Source organism: Ensifer sp. NM-2 (assembly GCF_003024455.1).
Taxonomy (GTDB): Bacteria; Pseudomonadota; Alphaproteobacteria; order Rhizobiales; family Rhizobiaceae; genus Ensifer; species Ensifer canadensis.
This window is the reverse complement of record NZ_PVZR01000009.1, coordinates 161464-182149: the sequence shown is the minus strand read 5'-3', so window position 1 is coordinate 182149 and position 20686 is coordinate 161464. Positions and strand designations below refer to the sequence as shown.

The 20686-nt window shown below is 61.6% G+C and carries 17 protein-coding genes; 14 read left to right on the top strand and 3 right to left on the bottom strand.

What is annotated here, in order from left to right; translation table 11 throughout:
• Positions 1-274 precede the first annotated feature (274 nt).
• A complete protein-coding gene (locus tag C6558_RS19420; RefSeq protein WP_057208726.1) occupies positions 275-676 on the top strand; it encodes a lysozyme inhibitor LprI family protein in 402 nt (133 codons plus the stop codon).
• Here C6558_RS19420 and C6558_RS19415 read toward each other — a convergent pair.
• Positions 666-1724: a LacI family transcriptional regulator gene (locus tag C6558_RS19415; protein ID WP_025427338.1), complete on the bottom strand. Its 1059-nt coding sequence runs from the start codon at positions 1722-1724 to the stop codon at positions 666-668. The two genes, C6558_RS19420 and C6558_RS19415, sit on opposite strands and share 11 nt — an antisense overlap.
• Before the next feature lie 471 nt (positions 1725-2195).
• On the opposite strand from C6558_RS19415, the gene C6558_RS19410 reads away from it, so the two are divergent.
• The 11 genes from C6558_RS19410 (at position 2196) to C6558_RS19355 (ending at position 15192) form a co-directional block, all read left to right on the top strand.
• Positions 2196-3431 carry an ABC transporter substrate-binding protein gene (locus C6558_RS19410; protein WP_084814291.1) on the top strand — a complete coding sequence of 412 codons (1236 nt, stop codon included), beginning with the start codon at positions 2196-2198 and terminating at the stop codon, positions 3429-3431.
• Positions 3432-3647: 216 nt separating this feature from the next.
• Complete coding sequence (locus C6558_RS19405; RefSeq protein ID WP_025427336.1) at positions 3648-4553, top strand: carbohydrate ABC transporter permease; 906 nt, start codon at positions 3648-3650, stop codon at positions 4551-4553.
• A gap of 118 nt (positions 4554-4671) precedes the next feature.
• Positions 4672-5499 carry a carbohydrate ABC transporter permease gene (locus tag C6558_RS19400; RefSeq protein WP_225906378.1) on the top strand — a complete coding sequence of 276 codons (828 nt, stop codon included), beginning with the start codon at positions 4672-4674 and terminating at the stop codon, positions 5497-5499.
• A gap of 4 nt (positions 5500-5503) precedes the next feature.
• On the top strand, positions 5504-6595 hold the full coding sequence (locus C6558_RS19395; RefSeq protein ID WP_057208724.1) for an ABC transporter ATP-binding protein: 1092 nt from the start codon (positions 5504-5506) through the stop codon (positions 6593-6595).
• A gap of 91 nt (positions 6596-6686) precedes the next feature.
• Positions 6687-9161: a glycoside hydrolase family 2 protein gene (locus C6558_RS19390; RefSeq protein ID WP_025427333.1), complete on the top strand. Its 2475-nt coding sequence runs from the start codon at positions 6687-6689 to the stop codon at positions 9159-9161.
• 6 nt (positions 9162-9167) lie between these two features.
• Complete coding sequence (locus C6558_RS19385; RefSeq protein WP_025427332.1) at positions 9168-9863, top strand: D-lyxose/D-mannose family sugar isomerase; 696 nt, start codon at positions 9168-9170, stop codon at positions 9861-9863.
• Between the two features lie 76 nt (positions 9864-9939).
• The gene (locus C6558_RS19380) at positions 9940-10701 is read left to right on the top strand and encodes a sugar phosphate isomerase/epimerase (RefSeq protein ID WP_025427331.1); all 762 of its coding nucleotides are present in this window, start codon (positions 9940-9942) and stop codon (positions 10699-10701) included.
• Between the two features lie 15 nt (positions 10702-10716).
• Positions 10717-11895, top strand: coding sequence for a Gfo/Idh/MocA family protein (locus tag C6558_RS19375; RefSeq protein ID WP_025427330.1), 1179 nt, complete (start codon positions 10717-10719; stop codon positions 11893-11895).
• A gap of 119 nt (positions 11896-12014) precedes the next feature.
• On the top strand, positions 12015-13043 hold the full coding sequence (mgrA, locus tag C6558_RS19370) for an L-glyceraldehyde 3-phosphate reductase (protein WP_025427329.1): 1029 nt from the start codon (positions 12015-12017) through the stop codon (positions 13041-13043).
• A gap of 455 nt (positions 13044-13498) precedes the next feature.
• Positions 13499-14605: a TRAP transporter substrate-binding protein gene (locus C6558_RS19360; protein WP_025427328.1), complete on the top strand. Its 1107-nt coding sequence runs from the start codon at positions 13499-13501 to the stop codon at positions 14603-14605.
• A gap of 173 nt (positions 14606-14778) precedes the next feature.
• Positions 14779-15192: a cupin domain-containing protein gene (locus tag C6558_RS19355; protein ID WP_057208722.1), complete on the top strand. Its 414-nt coding sequence runs from the start codon at positions 14779-14781 to the stop codon at positions 15190-15192.
• A gap of 354 nt (positions 15193-15546) precedes the next feature.
• On the opposite strand, the gene C6558_RS19350 is transcribed toward C6558_RS19355, so the two are convergent.
• Together C6558_RS19350 and C6558_RS19345 are read right to left on the bottom strand one after the other, a co-directional pair.
• A complete protein-coding gene (locus C6558_RS19350) occupies positions 15547-17340 on the bottom strand; it encodes a TRAP transporter large permease subunit (protein WP_025427326.1) in 1794 nt (597 codons plus the stop codon).
• Positions 17337-17912 carry a TRAP transporter small permease subunit gene (locus C6558_RS19345; protein ID WP_025427325.1) on the bottom strand — a complete coding sequence of 192 codons (576 nt, stop codon included), beginning with the start codon at positions 17910-17912 and terminating at the stop codon, positions 17337-17339. Before C6558_RS19345 ends, C6558_RS19350 begins: the two co-directional genes overlap by 4 nt.
• A 345-nt stretch (positions 17913-18257) precedes the next feature.
• Here C6558_RS19345 and C6558_RS19340 point away from each other — a divergent pair, with 345 nt between their 5' ends.
• Both C6558_RS19340 and C6558_RS19335 read left to right on the top strand, forming a co-directional pair.
• Complete coding sequence (locus C6558_RS19340) at positions 18258-19874, top strand: glycoside hydrolase family 43 protein (RefSeq protein ID WP_025427324.1); 1617 nt, start codon at positions 18258-18260, stop codon at positions 19872-19874.
• 127 nt (positions 19875-20001) lie between these two features.
• On the top strand, positions 20002-20382 hold the full coding sequence (locus C6558_RS19335; protein WP_025427323.1) for an RcnB family protein: 381 nt from the start codon (positions 20002-20004) through the stop codon (positions 20380-20382).
• Positions 20383-20686 lie beyond the last annotated feature (304 nt).

Below are 20686 nucleotides of genomic sequence, written 5' to 3'. Positions count from 1 at the left end.
CCGTTTCGTTTGGTCATCGATCCCCATCTATTCACACGGTTGTATCGAGCAGGAAGACCAGTATGCAGTAGACGGCCGTCCTTGGTGCGACCGGTGATTGAATCGCCGATGAAACCGAAGAGAGCGCCCATGATCAGACTGTCATGAGAGCTGCGGATAACGGCGGCGGCAGCGCGCCCGGTGCGCCGTTGCTGATAAGACGGCCAATTGCAGTAAGGGATTTATTCGTTCCAAGCGCGAAACAGAGTCGTTTCAAAAACGGAGACTGAGTTCCATGAAGGCTTCATTGTTGACTGCCGCCCTGGTCTTGGCAACGTCCACGTCGGCATATGCGGAGCAAAGCTGCGGCGACCTGACGAACCAAGCGGACATGAACATATGCGCCGGGAAGGCCTATGACAAATCCGACACCGAACTGAACACTCTCTACAAGCAGATCGAGGCACGACTAAAGGACGACGCAGACACCACAAGGCTGCTGCTAACAGCGCAGAGGGCGTGGGTGGCGTTCCGCGATGCCGAGTGCAACTTTTCGAGTTCCGTGGTCACGGGCAGCTTGTATTCGTTCATTTTCAACTCGTGCCGTGATGGCATGACCAAAGTCCGTATCGAAAACCTCAAGGTTTACCTGAAATGCACCGACGGTGACCTGGACTGCCCTGTTCCTACCGTTTGATCGATACCGGCACGGCGGACTGAAGCTCCGGCTGACTGAGGCTCTGCAGCGTTTCGGACGGCTGGCCGTCGATATGGCCGATCACCGCCTTGGCGAGTTCGCGCCCGGCAACCCGGATGTCCTCGTACATGGTCACCACTTCGGGGCGAAGCCAGCGCAGGAAATCGCTCGGCACCTTGGACACCATGTCGGCATCCTTGCCGAGTGTCCTGTTGGCGGCCTCAAGGCCGGCGATCAGTGCGATCGCGCCGGAGCCGCTGCCCGACACGATGCCGTCAGGCGGATTGTCCGAGCGCATCAGCGTCTCGAAGGCGTCGCGGATCTCGACCAGCGTGTGATCGATATTGATGTGGTGGAAGCTGACCGCATCCGCCTGGAAATCGCGAAGGCCGCGCTCGAAGCCGGCGCGCATGTGCGAATAGAAGGTCAGGTGCGGCGGCGGCTCCAGCAGCACCAGGCGCTTGCGGCCGCGCTCCACCAGCTCGCGCACGGCCTCATAGGCAAAACGCTCGTTGTCGAAGTCGTGATAGGGGTGGACGACGCCCATCTCGGTGCGGCCGTGGGTGACGAAGGGCAGGCCGCGCTCCGTCAGAAGCGCCACGCGCGGGTCGTGCGGCTCGGTGCGCGAAATGATCACGCCGTCGGCCGCGCCGGTGTCGAGGATATAGCGGATCGGCGCCAGCGCATCCTTGGTAGCGCTATAGGGCGTGACCACCAGATGATAGGGGGTGCCGGCGAGAACCTCGGTGATGCCGACGACCATGGGGCTGGTGATGCCCATGATTTCTTCTTCCAATGTCAGTACCAGGCTGATGACATTGGTCTTGCCGGTTCTCAGGCGCACCCCGGCGCGGTTCGGCTGGTAGCCGATCTGCTTGGCGACGAGGCGCACGCGCTCCTTGGTTTCGGCGCCGATATCGGGCGCATCCTTCAAGGCGCGCGAGACGGTGGTGATGCCGAGCCCGGTCATGAAGGCGATCGTCTTCAGCGTGGGCCTGCCGCCATCCGGCGGCGGCGTCAGCGGTCTGTTTTTCGTCTTGCTGTCCATCGCTGTCACCCGCTCGCCCTTGCCGTTGCCGCCCGCCGCCCCATTTAGCGTCACTTCCCGCCTTATATACGAAATGTGACGGGGAGCTATCCTGCTATGGGCGTACGGCACCGAGGCAAATCTGTAACGATACAGTAGCGCTGTCGAGCATTTTCGTTGCTGCGCTGCGGTGAATGAAACACTCTGGTTGAGTGTGCTGTGTTGCAGCGGGCTTTTTGCGTCTGCGAGAGAGCATATGCAGCAAAATACCAGCATTTCTGCACAAAAAATATCAAAATCAGCGCGTTATCAACCCGCTATGCCGGATCTTCATGGTCTTGCCCGTGATCAGTTCACGTCTCTTTGATGTCCGAAAGTACGCCTGTAGATTGCAGAAAATGTTTCTGTTTAAATTCATTGGGGTGGGAGTTGCGGACCGGGATCGTTTCCTCTAAGTTTTTTACGGTAACGTTACAGTGAGGGAGGAGACTCATGAATTTACGTTCTTTCGCGGCCGCTTTGGCGGTGACGGTGGCGCTGCCATTTGGTGCAGCAAACGCAACCGATCTCGAGGTGACGCATTGGTGGACGTCGGGCGGGGAGGCTGCTGCGGTCGCCGAGCTTGCAAAAGCGTTCGATGCCACCGGAAATCACTGGGTTGACGGTGCCATTGCCGGCGCCGGCAGCACGGCGCGGCCGATCATGGTCAGCCGCCTGACCGGTGGCGATCCGATGGGTGCCACGCAATTCAACCATGGACGCCAGGCAGAGGAACTGGTCGAGGCTGGGCTGATGCGCGACCTGACCGATGTCGCCTCCAAGGAGAACTGGAAAGAGATCATCAGGCCGGCGAGCCTGCTCGATTCCTGCACCATCGACGGCAAGGTCTATTGCGCGCCGGTCAACATTCATTCCTGGCAGTGGCTCTGGCTGTCGAACGCTGCCTTCAAGAAGGCCGGCGTCGATGTGCCGAAGAACTGGGACGAGTTTGTCGCAGCGGCACCGGCACTTGAAAAAGCCGGCATCGTGCCGCTCGCCGTCGGCGGACAGCCGTGGCAGTCGGCCGGTGCCTTCGACGTTCTCATCGTCGCTCTTGCCGGCAAGGACACGTTCCTCAAGGTCTTTGGCGACAAGGACGAGGAAGTGGCCGCCGGTCCTGAAATTGCCAAGGTGTTCAAGGCTGCGGATGACGCGCGTCGCATGTCCAAGGGCACCAATGTCCAGGACTGGAACCAGGCGACCAACATGGTCATCACCGGCAAGGCCGGCGGCCAGATCATGGGCGACTGGGCGCAAGGCGAATTCCAGCTCGCCGGCCAGAAGGCCGGAACCGATTACACCTGCCTGCCGGGCCTCGGCGTCAACGAAGTCATCGCGACGGGCGGCGACGCTTTCTATTTCCCGGTGCTGAAGGATGAGGAGATATCCAAGGCCCAGGAAGTGCTGGCATCGACGCTCCTGAACCCGGCGACGCAGGTGGCGTTCAACCTGAAGAAGGGTTCGCTGCCGGTGCGCGGCGATGTCGATCTGGCTGCCGCCAACGACTGCATGAAGAAGGGCCTGGACATCCTCGCCAAGGGCAACGTCATCCAGTGGACCGACCAGCTTCTGTCGGCTGACAGCCAGAAACAGAAGGAAGATCTCTTCTCCGAGTTCTTCGCCAACCCCTCCATGACGCCGGAGGAAGCGCAGAAGCGCTTTGCCGACATCATCGCTTCGGCGGACTGATGGAGCTTCCTTGATCCGTCGGCCCCGCCCTCGGCGGGGTCGGCCAAGGCTCCCATTCGGCACGACACGTTCAGGCGGACCAGCGTGCCTTTGCCTGGCAGGCGTATTGGGAGAACGGCTTCAACGTGGCGAGGCGGTTTTCGAGCGACGGCACATCCGTTCGTCATCGACGCCGCCTGCCATCGGCAATCCAATGCAGTTCCGGAGGAACGAAACATGGGTCACACACGCGGTTCGGGTCGGCCGAACCAGTGGCTGCGGAATCTGAATGCGAAGCTGGCCTCGATCCCGATGATCCTGACGGCCGTGGTCATTTTCCTCGGCGGCACGGTCTGGACCGTGGTCTATTCCTTCACCAATTCCAAGCTCTTGCCGCGGCTTTCCTTCGTTGGCCTCGACCAGTATGAGCGGCTGTGGGCCGCGCCGCGCTGGCTGATGTCGGTGCAGAACCTGGCGATCTACGGCTTGTTTTCGCTGATTTTCAGCCTGGTCATCGGCTTCCTGCTGGCGGCGCTGATGGACCAGAAGATCCGCTTCGAGAACACGTTCCGCACGATCATGCTCTATCCCTTCGCCCTGTCCTTCATCGTGACGGGCCTCGTGTGGCAATGGCTGCTCAACCCGGAATACGGCATCCAGTCGGTGGTGCGCTCTCTCGGCTGGACGAGTTTTGCCTTCGACCCGCTCTACAATTCCAATATCGTCATTTACGGCATCCTGATCGCGGCGCTGTGGCAAGGGACCGGGCTCGTCATGTGCCTGATGCTCGCCGGCTTGCGTGGGATCGACGAGGATATCTGGAAGGCGTCGCGCGTTGACGGCATTCCGATGTGGAAGACCTATGTCTTCGTCATCATCCCGATGATGCGCGGCGTCTTCATCACCACGCTGGTCATCATCGCAAGCGGCATCGTCAAGGTTTACGATCTCGTGGTGGCGCAGACGAGCGGCGGCCCGGGCATCGCCTCGGAAGTGCCGGCCAAATACGTCTACGACTACATGTTCCAGGCGCAGAATCTCGGCCAGGGATTTGCCGCCTCGACCATGATGCTCATCACCGTCGCCATCATCATCGTGCCCTGGGCCTATCTCGAATTTGGGGGAGGGCGCAAGCGTGCCTGAGATCGTCGCTTTCAACGCCATCGCCGCCGGTATCGACCCCGAGGCGGAAAAGACCTCCGTTGCCCTTTCAGGCCCGCGGGGCCGCAAGCCGCGCCGGGCGCTTTCGGGCCGCAACATCATGGTCTACGGCACCCTGATTGTCGTGGCACTCTACTACCTGCTGCCACTCTACGTCATGGTCATGACCTCGCTGAAGGGCATGCCGGAAATCCGACTCGGCAACATCTTCGCGCCGCCGCTCGAAATCACCTTCGAGCCCTGGGTGAAGGCCTGGTCGAGCGCCTGCACCGGCCTCAACTGCGATGGCCTTTCGCGCGGCTTCTGGAACTCGGTGCGCATCACCGTTCCCTCGACCATCGTCTCGATCGCGATTGCCTCGATCAACGGCTATGCGCTGGCCAACTGGCGCTTCAAGGGCGCCGACCTGTTCTTCACTATCCTGATCGTCGGCGCCTTCATCCCCTATCAGGTGATGATCTATCCGATCGTCATCGTGCTGCGCGAGCTCGGCGTCTATGGCTCGCTGACCGGCCTGATCATCGTTCACACCATCTTCGGCATGCCGATCCTGACGCTTCTGTTCCGCAACTATTTCGCCGGGCTGCCGGAAGAATTGTTCAAGGCGGCGCGCGTCGACGGCGCTGGGTTCTGGACCATCTATTTCCGCATCATGCTGCCGATGTCGATGCCGATCTTCGTGGTGGCGATGATCCTGCAGGTGACCGGCATCTGGAACGACTTCCTGTTCGGCGTGGTGTTCACCCGGCCGGAATATTACCCGATGACCGTCCAGCTCAACAACATCGTCAATTCGGTACAGGGCGTGAAGGAATACAACGTCAACATGGCGGCAACCATCCTCACCGGTGCCGTGCCGCTTTTCGTCTACTTCGTCTCCGGGCGGCTTTTTGTCCGCGGCATCGCCGCCGGCGCAGTGAAAGGGTAAGGGCATGGAAAACGTCAGCGTATCGGTCAAGGATCTGTCGTTGAGCTTCGGTGCCGTCACTGTGCTCGACACGCTCAACCTCGACATCAAGGATGGCGAATTCCTGGTGCTGCTCGGCTCATCCGGCTGCGGCAAGTCGACCTTGCTCAACTGCATCGCCGGGCTCCTGGACGTCAGCGACGGCCAGATCTTCATCAAGAACAAGAACGTCACCTGGGAGGAGCCGAAGGACCGTGGTATCGGCATGGTGTTCCAGTCCTACGCGCTCTATCCGCAGATGTCGGTGGAGAAGAACCTCTCCTTCGGGCTCAAGGTGGCCAAGGTCGAAAAGGCCGAGATCGACAAGCGCGTCAGCCGCGCCGCCGAGATCCTGCAGATCCAGCCGCTGTTGAAGCGCAAGCCCGCCGAGCTTTCCGGCGGCCAGCGCCAGCGCGTGGCGATCGGCCGGGCACTGGTGCGCGATGTCGACGTGTTCCTGTTCGACGAGCCACTGTCGAACCTCGACGCCAAGCTGCGTTCGGAACTGCGCGTCGAGATCAAGCGGCTGCATCAGTCCCTGAAGAACACGATGATCTACGTCACCCACGACCAGATCGAGGCGCTGACGCTAGCCGACCGCATCGCGGTGATGAAGAGCGGTGTCATCCAGCAGCTTGCCGATCCGATGACGATCTACAACGCGCCGGAAAACCTGTTCGTCGCCGGCTTCATCGGCTCGCCGTCGATGAACTTCTTCCGCGGCGAGCTGCAATTGAAGGATGGGCGGGCCTTCGTGCGCGCCAATGGCGTCGATTTCGACGTGTCGGCCTATCCGTCGCGCGGGCCGTTCAAATCTGGCCAAAAGGTCGTCCTTGGCCTGAGGCCGGAGCATGTGCGTGTCGACGAGGCACCGAACGGCCAGCCGTCGCACCAGGCGGTCGTCGATATCGAGGAGCCGATGGGCGCCGACAACCTGCTCTGGCTGAAACTTGCCGGCCAGTCGATGTCGGTGCGCATCGGCGGCCAGCGCCGCTACAAGCCGGGAACGGCGGTGACGCTTTCCTTCGACATGGCGGTCGCCTCGATCTTCGACGCGGTCAGCGAAAATCGTCTCTGAACAACGGGGAAACGCGCCGGCTTTCATCATCCGGCGCGTTTCGACACACTGGCATGCCGGCAGTTTCGCCGGCAATCAACGGAATATGGAAATGCTCTCCCAGGACCCGAATCGAACCGCTTGCTATCTCGACCTCGCGGGAGAATGGCAGCTCGCTTCCAGCGATAAAAGCCACGCGACGACCATGGCGCTGCCGGGCGACGTGCACACGGCTTTGCAAAGGGCCGGCATCATCGACGACCCTTATGTGGGTCGCAACGAGGATGACGTGCAATGGGTGGCGCACGAGGATTGGGTGATCGAGCGCACAGTGTCGATCGATGCGGATGATCTCGGCGGCTACTGGTATCTCGACCTCGAATGCATCGACACGGTCGCCTCGGTCTTCGTCAACGACCGGCTCGTGCTCGAGGCCGACAATTGCTTCCGCCGTCATCGGCCCGATGTCTCCCGTACGCTGGTCGCCGGTGAAAACCGTATCCGCATCGTGCTGCCGTCCTCGATATCAGAGGGTGCACGCCGGCAGAGGGCGCAGCCCTTCTACGTGCCCTACCACCCCGGAAATTCGCCGATCGCCAACGGCAACATGCTGAGGAAGCCCCAGTGCCATTTCGGCTGGGACTGGAACATCGCGATTGCGCCGCTCGGTGTCTACGGTACGCTGGCGCTGCGCCGGCTGGAGATCGCCCGCATCGAGCATGTGACGACAAAGCAGATCTGGCTCGGCGACGGCTCGGTCGATCTGCAGGTAACGGTCACGCTCTTTGCCGATGGTCCGGGCATCGTCCCGGTTCATTTCTCTCTCGACGGCCAAAGGGAGCGGCTCGATTGCGCCGTCGGCACCGGCGAGACCCGCATCACCCACGTCTTTACCGTCAGTGAGCCGAAACGCTGGTGGCCGGCCGGCAGCGGCGAGCAGAACCTTTCGATGCTGACCGTGGAAGTGCCACAGGAGCAGGTGACGCGTCAGATCGGCTTTCGCACGATCGAGCTTCTGACCGACAAGGACGAGGCGGGAAGCCGCTTTGCCTTTCGCGTCAATGGCCGCGAGATCTTCTGTCGGGGCGCCAACTGGATCCCGGCCGACGCGCTGATGTCACGGGTGACGCCTGATGGTGTCGAGGACCTGCTGCGCTCAGCGTTTGACGCCAACATGAACATGATCCGCGTCTGGGGCGGCGGCTTCTACGAGCCGGACTGGTTCTACGATCTCTGCGACCGGCTGGGCCTGATGGTCTGGCAGGACTTCATGTTCGCCTGCAACCTCTATCCCTCGACGCCCGATTTCCTCGACAACGTCGCGGCCGAGGTCGACTACCAGGTCAAGCGCCTGTCGTCCCATCCGTCGATCGCGCTCTGGTGCGGCGACAACGAGCTGGTGGGGGCGCTCACCTGGTTCGACGAGCCGCGCAAGGATCGCGACCGTTATCTCGTCTCCTATGACCGCCTGAACCGTACGGTCGAAGTTGCGCTGAAGGCGGCGCTGCCGGACGCACTGTGGTGGCCCTCAAGCCCGGCCTCCGGCTATCTCGATTTCGGCGACGCCTGGCATTCCGACGGTTCCGGCGACATGCACTATTGGTCGGTCTGGCACGAGAACAAATCCTTCGACAATTACCGGTCCGTGCGCCCGCGCTTCTGCTCGGAGTTCGGTTTCCAGTCCTATACCTCCATGCCCGTCATCCGGCAGTTTGCTGCCGAGAAGGACCTCAACATCGCGTCGCCGGTGATCGAGAGCCACCAGAAGAACGTCGGCGGCAACGAGCGCATTGCCGGCACGATGTTCCGCTATTTCCGCTTCCCCAAGGACTTCCCAAGCTTCGTCTATCTCAGCCAGATCCAGCAGGGCCTGGCGATCCGCACGGCCGTCGATTACTGGCGCTCGCTCAAGCCCCATTGCATGGGCACGCTCTACTGGCAGCTCAACGACACCTGGCCGGTCGCTTCCTGGTCGAGCCTCGACTACGGCGGCAGCTGGAAGGCCATGCATTACATGGTGCGCCGCTTCTTCCAGCCGGTGGCCGTTGCCGCCATTCCGTCCGCCGACGGCAAGGAAATCACCTTTTCGATGGTCAACGACACCGCCGCGCCGGTGACTGTGGAACTGCAGGCCTTCGTCGTTACGCTTGACGGTGCGCGCACGCCGCTGATGGCGGCAGCAGGCACCTGCTCGCCGGACCGCGCGGCGACCTTGGTGAGCATCGCGGCGCGCGACATTCCCGAAAACGCACTGTTGTTCTGGTCGTTCGAGGCGTCGAACGGCATGCGTGGCGAAGGCCATCACGTGCCGGGCACCTATAAGGCTCTCGATCTTCAGCCCTCCAAGCTGTCGCTTGAGGTCTTGCCAATCGGCGACGGCGCCTACGACGTCTCGATCAAGGCGAGTGGCCTGGCGCTGCATGTGATGATCGAGGCCGACGTCGCCGGGCGCTACGCCGACAATGCCTTCGATCTCACATCAGGTGAAACGAAGGTCATCCGCTTCACGCCGAAGACATCACTTGCCGAAGGCACGGTGCCGCGCTTTGCCGCCTTCGATCTTGAATCCTGCCAGGGAAAGGGGTGACCCACCGTGAAACGCAGCCACGTCAATGACATCATCGCCAGCAGCGATGCCTTCATGCGCAGCTTCGGCTTCGTGCTTCCGCCCTTTGCCTATTGGTCGCCGGAAGAAATGAAGTCGCGCGTCGCTTCGGATTGCCCGACGATCTTCGATGCCCGGCTCGGATGGGACATCACCGATTACGGCAAGGGCCGCTTCGATGAGGTCGGTCTCGTGCTCTTCACGCTGCGCAATGGCGATGCCTCGAACCTGACGACGGGGCAGGGCATGGTCTATGCCGAGAAACTGATGATCACCCGCAACGGTCAGGTCAACCCGCTGCATCGCCACGCCGCCAAGACCGAGGACATCATCAACCGTGGCGGTGGCACGCTGGTGCTGCAGATGTACAATTCGCACTCCGACGGCTCTGTCGACGACGAAAGCGACGTCGAGGTAGCGACCGATGCGCGCCTGCGTCGGCTGAAGGCCGGCGACCTCCTGAAACTCATGCCCGGCGAAAGCGTGACGCTTTTGCCCGGCAACTGGCACGCCTTCTGGGCGGAAGACGGAGACGTGTTGATGGGCGAGGTTTCGACCGTCAACGACGACCTTACCGACAATTACTTCCGCGAACCCGTTGGTCGCTTCTCGGCGATCGAGGAGGACACAGCCCCCGTCCATCTGCTGGTGTCGGATTACGACGCCTGGCTCAGGGCCGGATGACGAAAAACCCGGCCGGGTCTCGTCCCGCCCCTGGCCGATCAGACCGATCACGATGATTTCCCGAGGAGGATTTTCGATGAAAGACGTCAGTTTTCAGCTCTATAGCGCCCGCAACTTCCCGCCCTTCGCCGATGTGCTGAAGGCGATCGGCGAGGCAGGATATAGCCAGGTCGAAGGTTACGGCGCGCTCTATGCGGCGCTCAGCGATGCGGAGATCGCAAGCTTCAAGCACGGTCTCGACGAGAACGGCCTCGCCATGCCGACGGCGCATTTCGGCCTGGATATGCTCGAAAGCGATCCGGCACGGGTGCTTGAAATCGCCAAGGCGCTCGGCATCCGGGCGATCTATTGCCCTTATCTCCTGCCCGAGCATCGCCCGACGAACGCGGCCGGCTGGCGCGCCTTCGGCGAGCGCCTGCAGGCGGCGGGCAAGCCCTACCGCGATGCCGGCCTCATCTTCGGCTGGCACAACCACGACTTCGAATTCTTCGCCCTGCCGGATGGCAGCATTCCGCAGGACCTGATCTTCGAGGGTGGGCCGGATCTTTCCTGGGAGGCCGACATCGCCTGGATCATCCGCGGCGGCGCCGACCCGATCGCCTGGATCAAGAAATATGCCAACCGGATCACTGCCGTGCATGTGAAGGACATCGCGCCGACGGGCGAGAAAAAGGACGAAGACGGCTGGGCCGATGTCGGCGAGGGTACGGTCGACTGGAAGGGCCTGTTCCAGGCGCTCTCCGGCACCAAGGCGCGCTATTTCATTGCCGAGCACGACAATCCGAGTGACTTCCAGCGCTTCGCCAAGCGCTCGCTCGCCTCCATCCAATCCTACTGAAAAACAGGTAGATCCATGACCAAGGAACTTGGCGTCGGCATCATCGGATGCGGCAACATCTCCACCACCTATTTCAAGCTTGCCCCGCTTTTCAGGGGCATCAAAGTCGTCGCCTGCGCGGATATCAATCCGGCGGCAGCCGAAGCACGGGCGACTGAGTATGGCGTCAAAGCGCAGAGCATCGAAGCGCTTCTCGCCAACCCGGATGTCGATATCGTCGTCAACCTGACGATCCCTGATGCGCATTTCCCGGTATCCAAGAGTATTCTCGAAGCGGGAAAACACGTCTACTCGGAAAAGCCGCTGGTGCTCTCGCTGGAGCAGGGTGAGGAACTCCGCGCCCTTGCCAAGGCCAAGGGCCTGACGGTCGGTTGCGCCCCCGACACCTTCCTCGGTGGCGCCCACCAGCTTGCCCGCAGCTATATCGACGCCGGCAAGATCGGCCGCGTGACGTCGGGCACCTGCCACGTGCTCAGCCCCGGCATGGAGATGTGGCATCCGAACCCGGACTTCTTCTTTCTTCCCGGCGGCGGTCCGATCCTCGATCTCGGGCCCTACTACATCGCCAACCTGATCAACCTCATCGGTCCGGTGAAGCGCGTGGCAGCGCTGTCTTCGATGGCCAATCCGACACGCACCATTACCAGCGAGCCGCGCAACGGCGAGGTCATCCCGGTGAAGACGCCGACCAACATCCATGCGCTGCTGGAGTTCGCAAACGGCGCAACGATCACCCTGTCGGCGAGCTGGGATGTCTGGTCGCATCGCCACGCCAATATGGAGCTCTACGGCACGGAGGGCTCGATTTTCGTCCCTGATCCCAACTTCTTCGGCGGCAAGGTCGAAGCGAGCGGCAGGGACAAGAACATCCAGCCGCTGGAAATGTGGGATCATCCCTTTGCCGTCGAAAACCAGGAGCACCCGCAGGGCCCGATGGCGAACTACCGCACGGCTGGCCTTGCCGACATGGCGATCGCCATTCTCGAGGGTCGCGATGCCCGCTGCTCGCTTGACCGCGCGCTGCACGGCGTCGACGTGATGGTATCGATCCTGAAGTCGGGCGAGGAAGGGCGGTTCATCGAACTCAGTACCACCTGCACCCAGCCGGCAGCCCTCGGGATCGAGGAGGCGCGGGCGCTGCTCATCGAACCTCAAGAAGAAATATCGGGAAATCGTGCCGCTGCCGCTTCATAGCTGCATCGGACCAGTTTAGACGTTTCTGAACAGAGGTTTCCGCAGCCGCGGAAACCTTTCTCATTTGCAGGATGGCGGTCTCTTATTCGCCATCAAAACCCGATCGCGGAGGAATTGCGATGACCTGGCTACCGGCGGAAAACCGCTACGACACCATGAAGTACAACCGCGTCGGACGGTCCGGCCTGAAGCTGCCGGCGATCTCGCTGGGGCTTTGGCACAATTTCGGCGGCGACACCCCGCACGACCGCAAGGTCGACATGTGCCGTACTGCCTTCGATCTGGGCATCACCCATTTCGATCTCGCCAACAATTACGGTCCGCCTCCGGGATCGGCCGAAACCGCTTTTGGCGAGATCATGCGCACGGACTTCGCGCATCTGCGCGACGAGTTGATCATCTCATCCAAGGCCGGCTACGACATGTGGCCGGGTCCCTATGGCGAGTGGGGCAGCCGCAAGTATCTGATCGCGTCCTGCGACCAGAGCCTGAAGCGCATGGGGCTCGACTATGTCGATATCTTCTATTCGCACCGCTTCGATCCGGACACGCCGCTGGAAGAGACCTGCGGCGCCCTCGACCATATCGTGCGGTCGGGCCGGGCGCTTTATGTCGGGATTTCCTCCTACAACTCGCAGCGCACCCGCGAGGCGGCCGCGATCCTGAAGGAACTCGGCACACCCTGCGTGATCCATCAGCCGAGCTATTCCATGCTCAACCGCTGGATCGAGGACGACGGCCTCGTGCACACGCTCGAAGATCTCGGCATCGGCTCGATCGTCTTCTCGCCGCTCGCCCAGGGCATGCTGACGACGAAGTATCTCGGCGGCATTCCGCAGGACAGCCGCGCCGCACAGAACCACTTCCTCAAGAAGGACTTCATCCGTCCGGCGATCATCGACAACATCCGCAAGCTCAACGGCATTGCCGAAAAGCGCGGCCAGACGTTGGCGCAGATGGCGCTCGCCTGGGTGCTGCGCGGCGGGCGCATCACCTCGGCGCTGATCGGTGCCAGCCGTTCCGAGCAGATCGTCGATTGCGTCAAGGCGCTTGAAAACGACACGTTCACGGCGGAAGAGCTGGCCGAGATCGACCTTTACGCGCGCGAAGCCGACGTCAATCTCTGGGCCTCTTCGGCCGAGCTCTGATCCTGCGAATACATTGATTTGCCTCGATTTTGAGCAATTCCGATTACTTTCCGGCGCATTAGACAAAAGTCGAATATGCGCCGGAAAGCGTCCGCTGGACATGCATAAGTGAGCGTGTAAGGTGCGTCGATGCCACCGGTTCGCGCTGCGACACGGATGGCTCCAAAGCATGCCGTGCGCAGCGGCTTTGCAGAAACTACAGCGCCGCGCGTCTTATGAGACACGCAAAGGTCGCTGTAGCACTTTGAATTGCTGCATGTTTTTATTCTTAAATCGAATAGGATTTAAGGAAACTGCAGTAGAGCTTAAAGCGCAGCGAGCGAATCCTGGAGATCGCGACGCTTTGGGAGGAGGAGCGGGGCCTCGCACGTGCCGCAAAGGCGGTGAGGTTCCATTGGGCGGAGGCGCGACCACGGTTGCGCCGGATTCTGCCTCGGCGGAAATAGGGAGGAACCATGGATCGCCGTTCATTCATTAAAAACGCAAGCCTCGGTGGCCTGGCTGCGGCTGGCGCATCGGCGCTCGCATCGCCTGCGATCGCGCAGGCAAATCCCAAGATCAACTGGCGCCTTGCCTCGTCGTTCCCCAAGTCGCTGGACACGATCTATGGCGGCGGCGAAGTCCTTTCGAAATATGTCTCTGAAGCAACCGACGGCAATTTCCAGATCCAGGTCTTTGCAGCCGGTGAAATCGTGCCCGGCCTGCAGGCTGCGGATGCTGCCGCTGCCGGTACGGTCGAGGCCTGCCACACGGTCGCCTACTATTACTGGGGCAAGGACCCGACCTGGGCGCTTGGCGCTGCCGTTCCTTTCGCGCTCAACGCGCGCGGCATGAACGCCTGGCACTACCATGGCGGCGGCATCGAACTATTCAACGAGTTCCTGGCGACCCAGGGTCTCGTCGGCTACCCCGGCGGCAACACCGGCGTGCAGATGGGCGGCTGGTTCCGCAAGGAAATCAAGACCGTTGCCGACATGCAGGGCCTGAAGATGCGCATCGGCGGCTTCGCCGGCAAGGTGGTCGAAAAGCTCGGCGTCGTGCCGCAGCAGATCGCCGGCGGCGACATCTACCCGGCGCTCGAAAAGGGCACCATCGACGCTGCCGAATGGGTCGGCCCCTATGACGACGAGAAACTCGGCTTCTACAAGGTCGCGCCCTACTACTACTATCCCGGCTGGTGGGAAGGTGGCCCGACGGTCCACGCCATGTTCAACAAAGCGGCGTTCGACGGCCTGCCGAAGAACTACCAGTCGCTGCTGCGCACCGCCTGCCACGCAACCGACGCAAACATGCTGCAGAAGTACGACTACCTGAACCCGTCGGCGATCAAGCGCCTGGTGGCTTCGGGCGCCAAGCTCAGCCCGTTCAGCCCGGAAATCCTGTCGGCGTGCTTCGAAAAGGCGAACGAAGTCTATGCCGAAATGGAAGCTTCGAACCCGACCTTCAAGAAGATCTGGGACTCGATCAAGGCATTCCGCGGCGAGTACTACCTCAACGCCCAGATCGCCGAATACAACTACGACACCTTCATGATGATCCTGCAGCGGGGCGGCAAGCTCTAAGCCTGCGACTGGCTACAGCGCTTTCCATCGCTGATGGGAAGCGGCATCGAACCGGAATGAAAGCCGCTTGCAACTTCGGTTGCGGGCGGCTTTTTCGTTCCGGCTTGCGGGTGGACGCGGTCTCCAGATTTCGTGGTAAGGTTGCTGTCTTAACGCTCGATGAGGAGGATGCCATGCCGAGCGAAAGCCAATCGATCGTGCACGGGCCGGACGGCGGCCGGCGCTACGACATGGGCGCGATACAGGCCGTGTTCAAAGCCGACGGCCCGGAGACCCAAGGTCGGTTCTCGATTTCCGAATGGTGGGTGGAGGCGCGGCACGAAGGGCCGGGGGCGCATAAGCACGACGACAATGACGAAATCTTCTACGTGATCGAGGGGACCGCCAGCATCCTGGTCGGCGACACCTGGCACCAAATGGAGAAGGGATCGATCTGTGTCATCCCGCGCGGAACGATGCACGACTTCCGCAACGAGAGCACGTCGCGCATGGGCCTGCTCAATGTTTTCGTCGGCGGCCCGTTCGAGGAGATGATGCCGATGATCGTCGACTGGTATCGCGACAATCCGGCCAAGCGGCTGGATTGAGCGGACATCGGTGGCTGGAGCAGGCTTGTTGCCACATGAAGAGGGCGGCCCTTGTGGGGCCAGCCCTGACTGCCGACAAGGGCATGTTCGATCATCGCAAGTTTGCGGGGGAAAGCCCGAACGCCATCCAAAACCTCCATCATTCCTGTGCTTGTCACAGGAATCCAGTCAGCCCACGTCCTTGGGCTGAAAAGAGTCTTTTGGCCCGACGGACGTCAGGTCGCTGGATCCCCGCCACAACGGCGAGGATGAGGGAAAATGGGATGCCCGTTTGCCAGAAAGCGATCTTCGGGGGGCAGCAAGCTGAGAGGGCGGCCCTTTACGGGGCCGCCCTCTGTCTGCATAAGCCGAACGTTACTTGAACGAAGGCGGCTGGCTCAGGTCGTTTGACGGCGCCGTCTGCGGTTGTGCGCCAGCCCCGCCGTTCTGGTCCGCCGGCTTCTGGTCGAGCGGGCTGCCGCCCGGAAGCTGGAGACCGCCGGGAAGGCCGAGGCCGCCGCCGTTGTCGGGGAGCGTAAGCCCGCCGCCACCGGTCCCGAATCCGGGCACCTCGATCTTGATGGTGTTCGGATCGATGACTTCGCCGCTTCCCTTGTAGTGCATGACCATCTGCGGGAACATGATCGTCAGCGCCACCATGATGATCTGGATGCCGACGAAGGGCACAGCCCCCCAGTAAATCTGCCCTGTCGTCACCGGTTGTGTCATCTTTCCGGTGACCCTGTCGAGATAGGGCACCTTGGCCGCGACCGAGCGCAGATAGAAGAGCGCGAAGCCGAACGGCGGATGCATGAAGCTGGTCTGCATGTTGATGCCGAGCAGCACGCCGAACCAGATCAGGTCGATGCCGAGCTTGTCGGCGGCCGGAGCCAAGAGCGGCACGATGATGAAGGCAAGCTCGAAGAAGTCGAGGAAGAACGCCAGGAAGAAGACGAGCAGGTTGACCGTGATCAGGAAGCCGGTCTCGCCGCCCGGCATCGCCGTCAGCAGGTGTTCGACCCAGATGTGGCCGTTGACGCCGTAGAAGGTCAGCGAAAACACGCGGGCGCCGATGAGGATGAACAGCACGAAAGCGGAAAGCCGGGTGGTTGCCGCCAGGGCCGAGCGAACGACGTCCATGCTCAGGCGGCCCTTGGCCGCCGCCATGATCAGTGCACCGACCGCACCCATGGCGCCGCCTTCTGTCGGCGTGGCGATACCGAGGAAGATGGTGCCGAGCACGAGGAAGATCAGCGCCAGCGGTGGGATCAGCACGATGATGACCTGCTGGGCAAGCCGCGACATCGCATTGATCTTCAAGCCGCGATCCAGAAGAGCGACGACGTAGATGAAGCCGACGCCAACGGTGGCGCCGAGGATGTCGGCGTTCTCGCCATGGGTCGGATAGAGATAGATATGCGCCGCGTAGGCAAAGGCGCCGGCGACGATGAGCGCGACGATCAGTGAGGTGACGCCGGAGCCGAGTGTGCGGGCGGCCAGCGGCAGGGCCGGCATCGAGTCACGCCGGACGAAGGTCATGATCAGGATATAGATCATGTAGAGGCCGGTCAGGACCAGGCCCGGGATAAGCGCGCCGGCATACATGTCGCCGACTGAGCGGCCGAGCTGGTCGGCGAGAACGATCAGAACGAGCGATGGCGGGATGATCTGGGCGAGCGTGCCGGAGGCAGCGATGACGCCCGATGCGACCCTGCGGTCGTAGCCGTAGCGCAGCATGATCGGCAGCGAGATCAGGCCCATGGCGATGACCGAGGCTGCAACCACGCCGGTGGTGGCTGCAAGCAGCGCGCCGACGAAGATGACCGCATAGGCGAGACCACCGCGGATCGGGCCGAAGAGCTGGCCGATTGTGTCGAGCAGGTCTTCCGCCATGCCCGATTTCTCGAGCACGATCCCCATGAAGGTGAAGAAGGGGATGGCAAGCAATGTGTCGTTCGACATCACCCCCCAGAACCGGTCGGGAAGCGCGTTGAGCAATGGCCAGGACAGGTTGATCGAATCCGACAGCGGAGCGAGCTCCACGCCGATGATGAAGAACAGGAGGCCGTTGGCGGCGAGCGAGAAGGCGACGGGATAGCCCAGCAGCAGGAACACGATCAGCGAGACGAACATGATCGGTGCCAGGTTTTCAGCAATGAATTCGATCATGGACGGGCCTCCGGAGCGACGACGTCGTCAAGCGGTGCATGGGTCGGCACATAGGGTGTCGGGTCGTCCATGTTGCCGGTCATGATCGCGACCTTCTTGATGATTTCGGATACGCCCTGGAAGGCGAGCAGCAGGAAGCCGAAGAGCAGGATGGCCTTGGCCGGCCAGATGATCAGGCCACCGGCGCTGGAGGAGCCCTCGCCCGAGATGTAGGACATCTTCACGTAGGGCACGAAGTAATAGAGCATCAGCAGCACGAACGGCATCAGGAAGAAGACGTGACCGAACAGGTCGATCCAGTGCTGCACGCGGCGCGAGAACTGGCCGTAGACGACGTCGATGCGGATGTGTTCGTTCTGGCTCAGTGTATAGGCGGCGGCGAACATGAAGGCCGCCCCGAAGAGATACCACTGCGCCTCGAGCCAGGCGTTCGACGACATGTTGAACATTTTCCGGATGATGGCATTGCCGGCGCTGACGAGCACAGCGACCAGAATGAGCCAGGACACCGATTTGCCGATGAACTCGGTCGTCGTGTCTATGAGTCGGCTGAAGCCGAGTAACGCTTTCATCGATTTCCTCCCCGCAGTGGCTGTTTTGGTTTTTGTGCCAAGCACAACCAGAGTGCCGATTTCAAGCCAGCGTTCAAGTCCGAGGCTCGATTTTCCCGGTTAGTTCCGCCACCCCAGACTAAAGTCGAATGGAGCTGTCAGGCGATTGCCCAATCATTGTGCACAACAGGGTGCCAACCAGTATCGCCAGTGGGTTTCACTGCAGACGTGAAGGGCGCAAATGGCAATACTGCGTGAACCACTCGTGCCGCGTCGTGGGCTACGTCACCAACTGTAACGTTGCAGTCTTGAAAATCACGGCGGTTTGGGGCTGGATGCGGCCGACAATTGGAGGATGCCCGAGGAATGACTGCCCTGATTCGCAATCCGATCCTGCCCGGCTTCAACCCGGACCCGTCCATCTGCCGGGTGGGCGATGACTATTACATCGCCACGTCCACCTTCGAGTGGTATCCGGGCGTGCAGATCCACCATTCGCGCGATCTGGTGAACTGGCGTCTGGTGCGCCGGCCGCTGGAGCGGGCAAGCCAGCTGGACATGCGTGGCAACCCGGATAGCTGCGGCGTCTGGGCGCCGTGCCTTTCCTATAACGACGGCCTGTTCTTCCTTGTTTATACCGACGTCAAGCGCTTCGACGGCAACTTCAAGGACGCACACAACTACATCGTCACGGCAGAGGCGATCGAAGCCGTCTGGTCCGATCCTGTCTACGTCAATTCCTCCGGCTTCGACCCGTCGCTGTTCCATGACGACGATGGGCGAAAATGGTTCCTCAACATGCAGTGGAACCATCGCAGAGGCGGCTCGCCGAAACATCCGGCCTTCGACGGTATCCTCTTGCAGGAATGGGACGAGCGCGCGCGCAGGCTGGCCGGGCCGGTGAAGAACATCTTTGCCGGCTCGCCGCTCGGTCTGGTCGAAGGGCCGCATCTCTTCAAGCGCAATGGCTGGTACTATCTGACGACGGCGGAAGGCGGCACGGGATACGACCATGCCGTGACCATGGCGCGGTCGCGCACGATCGACGGTCCCTACGAAATCCATCCCGATACCTACCTAATCACGTCAAAGGATCACCCTGATGCGCCACTGCAGCGCGCAGGGCACGGGCAATATGTCGAGACGCCGGACGGGCAAGCCTATCACACCCATCTCTGCGGCCGGCCGCTGCCGCCGGAGCGTCGCTGCACGCTTGGCCGCGAGACGGCACTGCAGAAATGCGTCTGGCGCGATGACGGCTGGCTCTATCTCGAAAACGGCGGGCCGGTTCCCGAAGTCCTGGTCGCAGCTCCAGGCCCGGTCGGGGCCTTGGTGGAGCCGCGCGTGGTCGAAACCGATTTCGATGGGGCCGCGCTTCCGGCCGAGTTCCAGTGGCTGCGCACGCCGCTGCCGGAGCGGATCTTTTCGCTGGAAAGGCGGGCAGGGCACTTGAGGCTCTTTGCCCGCGAAAGCATCGGCAGCTGGTTCGAGCAGGCTTTGGTCGCCCGCCGGCAGGAGCATCATTCTTTCCGCGCTGAAACCTTGGTCGACTTCGCGCCGGAGACCTATCAGCAGGTCGCCGGGCTGACGCACTACTACAACCGCCACAAGTTTCATGCGCTCGGCCTCACCTGGCACGAGACTCTTGGGCGGACGCTGACGATCCTGTCCTGCCCGGGCGACTTCCCGCTTGGCCGGCTGCAGTTTCCTGTCGGAAGCGGCATCGCCGTGCCCGGAGGGCCGATCGGGCTTGCCATGGAGATCCGCGACAATGACCTGCAGTTCTTCTGGCGCGCAGACGGGGCGGTCGATTGGCAGGCCCTCGGCCCGGTGCTCGACGCTGGCGTGGTGTCGGACGAGGGCGGCCGCGGCGAACATGGATCGTTTACCGGCGCTTTCGCCGGCATGTTCGCCTTCGACACGTCGGGTGCGGGACTGGCGGCGGATTTCGATCTGTTCCGTTACGTCAGCCTCTCAGAGTGAGAATATCAGTCTGTAAGGTAACGCTTATAAGTACTCGATATCATTACGTATTTGTAATGTAGCGTTTCATATTCGGTTCAGGAAGCCGGACCTATTTTCGGGGTGCAAATAACGAAAGGATACCCCGATGAAACGTCTCCTGACCGCTCTGGTCGCCAGCTCCTTCCTGATCACACCGGTAGCAGCCTTTGCCCAGCCGGCAGGTTCCTTCGAGGTCGCACAGAACTACGACCGCTATCAGCGTCGACCTGTCGACCGCCACGTGGACCGGCATGTCGACAAGCACGTGACAATCGAAAAGCGTGTCATCGTCAAGAAGAAGGAACGCTGGTCGCGCGGCCATCGGTTGAGCCCCGCCGAGCGCCGCCACATGGCGCAGGTGCGCGATTATCGCCGCTACAAGCTGCGCCAGCCGCCGCGCGGCCAGCAGTGGGTGCGTGTCGACAACGACTTCCTGCTGATCAGCCTTGCGACCGGCGTCATCGTCGGCCTGACGTCTGCGCGTTGAACGATTTGATCGAGGGCAGCCTTTCGGGCTGCCCCTTCAAACTTATTACAGCCTCTGAAAGAATCTATTGACGAAGGGCGAAACCCCCTCTCCTCATCCTCGCCCTTGTGGCGGGGATCCAGTGGCCCGACGTCTGTCGGGCCAAAAGACCCTTTAGCCCAAGGACTTGGGCTGACTGGATTCCTGTGACAGGCACAGGAATGAAGGAAGTTTCCGATCGCCTTGAGCTTGCCAATGGTCGGCAGATAACCAGCGGCAACTTTGTCAGCAGTCCGGGGGCGCTTTATGGCTACCCCTTCGATTT

Excerpts from the sequence above, each read along its gene's own strand:
- C6558_RS19410 (WP_084814291.1), top strand. The coding sequence starts at position 2,196 with ATGAATTTACGTTCTTTCGCGGCCGCTTTGGCGGTGACGGTGGCGCTG.
- C6558_RS19350 (WP_025427326.1), bottom strand. The coding sequence starts at position 17,340 with ATGATCGAATTCATTGCTGAAAACCTGGCACCGATCATGTTCGTCTCG.
- C6558_RS19345 (WP_025427325.1), bottom strand. The coding sequence starts at position 17,912 with ATGAAAGCGTTACTCGGCTTCAGCCGACTCATAGACACGACGACCGAG.
- C6558_RS19335 (WP_025427323.1), top strand. The coding sequence starts at position 20,002 with ATGAAACGTCTCCTGACCGCTCTGGTCGCCAGCTCCTTCCTGATCACA.
- C6558_RS19360 (WP_025427328.1), top strand. The coding sequence starts at position 13,499 with ATGGATCGCCGTTCATTCATTAAAAACGCAAGCCTCGGTGGCCTGGCT.
- C6558_RS19340 (WP_025427324.1), top strand. The coding sequence starts at position 18,258 with ATGACTGCCCTGATTCGCAATCCGATCCTGCCCGGCTTCAACCCGGAC.
- C6558_RS19400 (WP_225906378.1), top strand. The coding sequence starts at position 4,672 with ATGGTCTACGGCACCCTGATTGTCGTGGCACTCTACTACCTGCTGCCA.
- mgrA (WP_025427329.1), top strand. The coding sequence starts at position 12,015 with ATGACCTGGCTACCGGCGGAAAACCGCTACGACACCATGAAGTACAAC.
- C6558_RS19415 (WP_025427338.1), bottom strand. The coding sequence starts at position 1,724 with ATGGACAGCAAGACGAAAAACAGACCGCTGACGCCGCCGCCGGATGGC.
- C6558_RS19375 (WP_025427330.1), top strand. The coding sequence starts at position 10,717 with ATGACCAAGGAACTTGGCGTCGGCATCATCGGATGCGGCAACATCTCC.
- C6558_RS19355 (WP_057208722.1), top strand. The coding sequence starts at position 14,779 with ATGCCGAGCGAAAGCCAATCGATCGTGCACGGGCCGGACGGCGGCCGG.
- C6558_RS19405 (WP_025427336.1), top strand. The coding sequence starts at position 3,648 with ATGGGTCACACACGCGGTTCGGGTCGGCCGAACCAGTGGCTGCGGAAT.
- C6558_RS19390 (WP_025427333.1), top strand. The coding sequence starts at position 6,687 with ATGCTCTCCCAGGACCCGAATCGAACCGCTTGCTATCTCGACCTCGCG.
- C6558_RS19380 (WP_025427331.1), top strand. The coding sequence starts at position 9,940 with ATGAAAGACGTCAGTTTTCAGCTCTATAGCGCCCGCAACTTCCCGCCC.
- C6558_RS19420 (WP_057208726.1), top strand. The coding sequence starts at position 275 with ATGAAGGCTTCATTGTTGACTGCCGCCCTGGTCTTGGCAACGTCCACG.
- C6558_RS19395 (WP_057208724.1), top strand. The coding sequence starts at position 5,504 with ATGGAAAACGTCAGCGTATCGGTCAAGGATCTGTCGTTGAGCTTCGGT.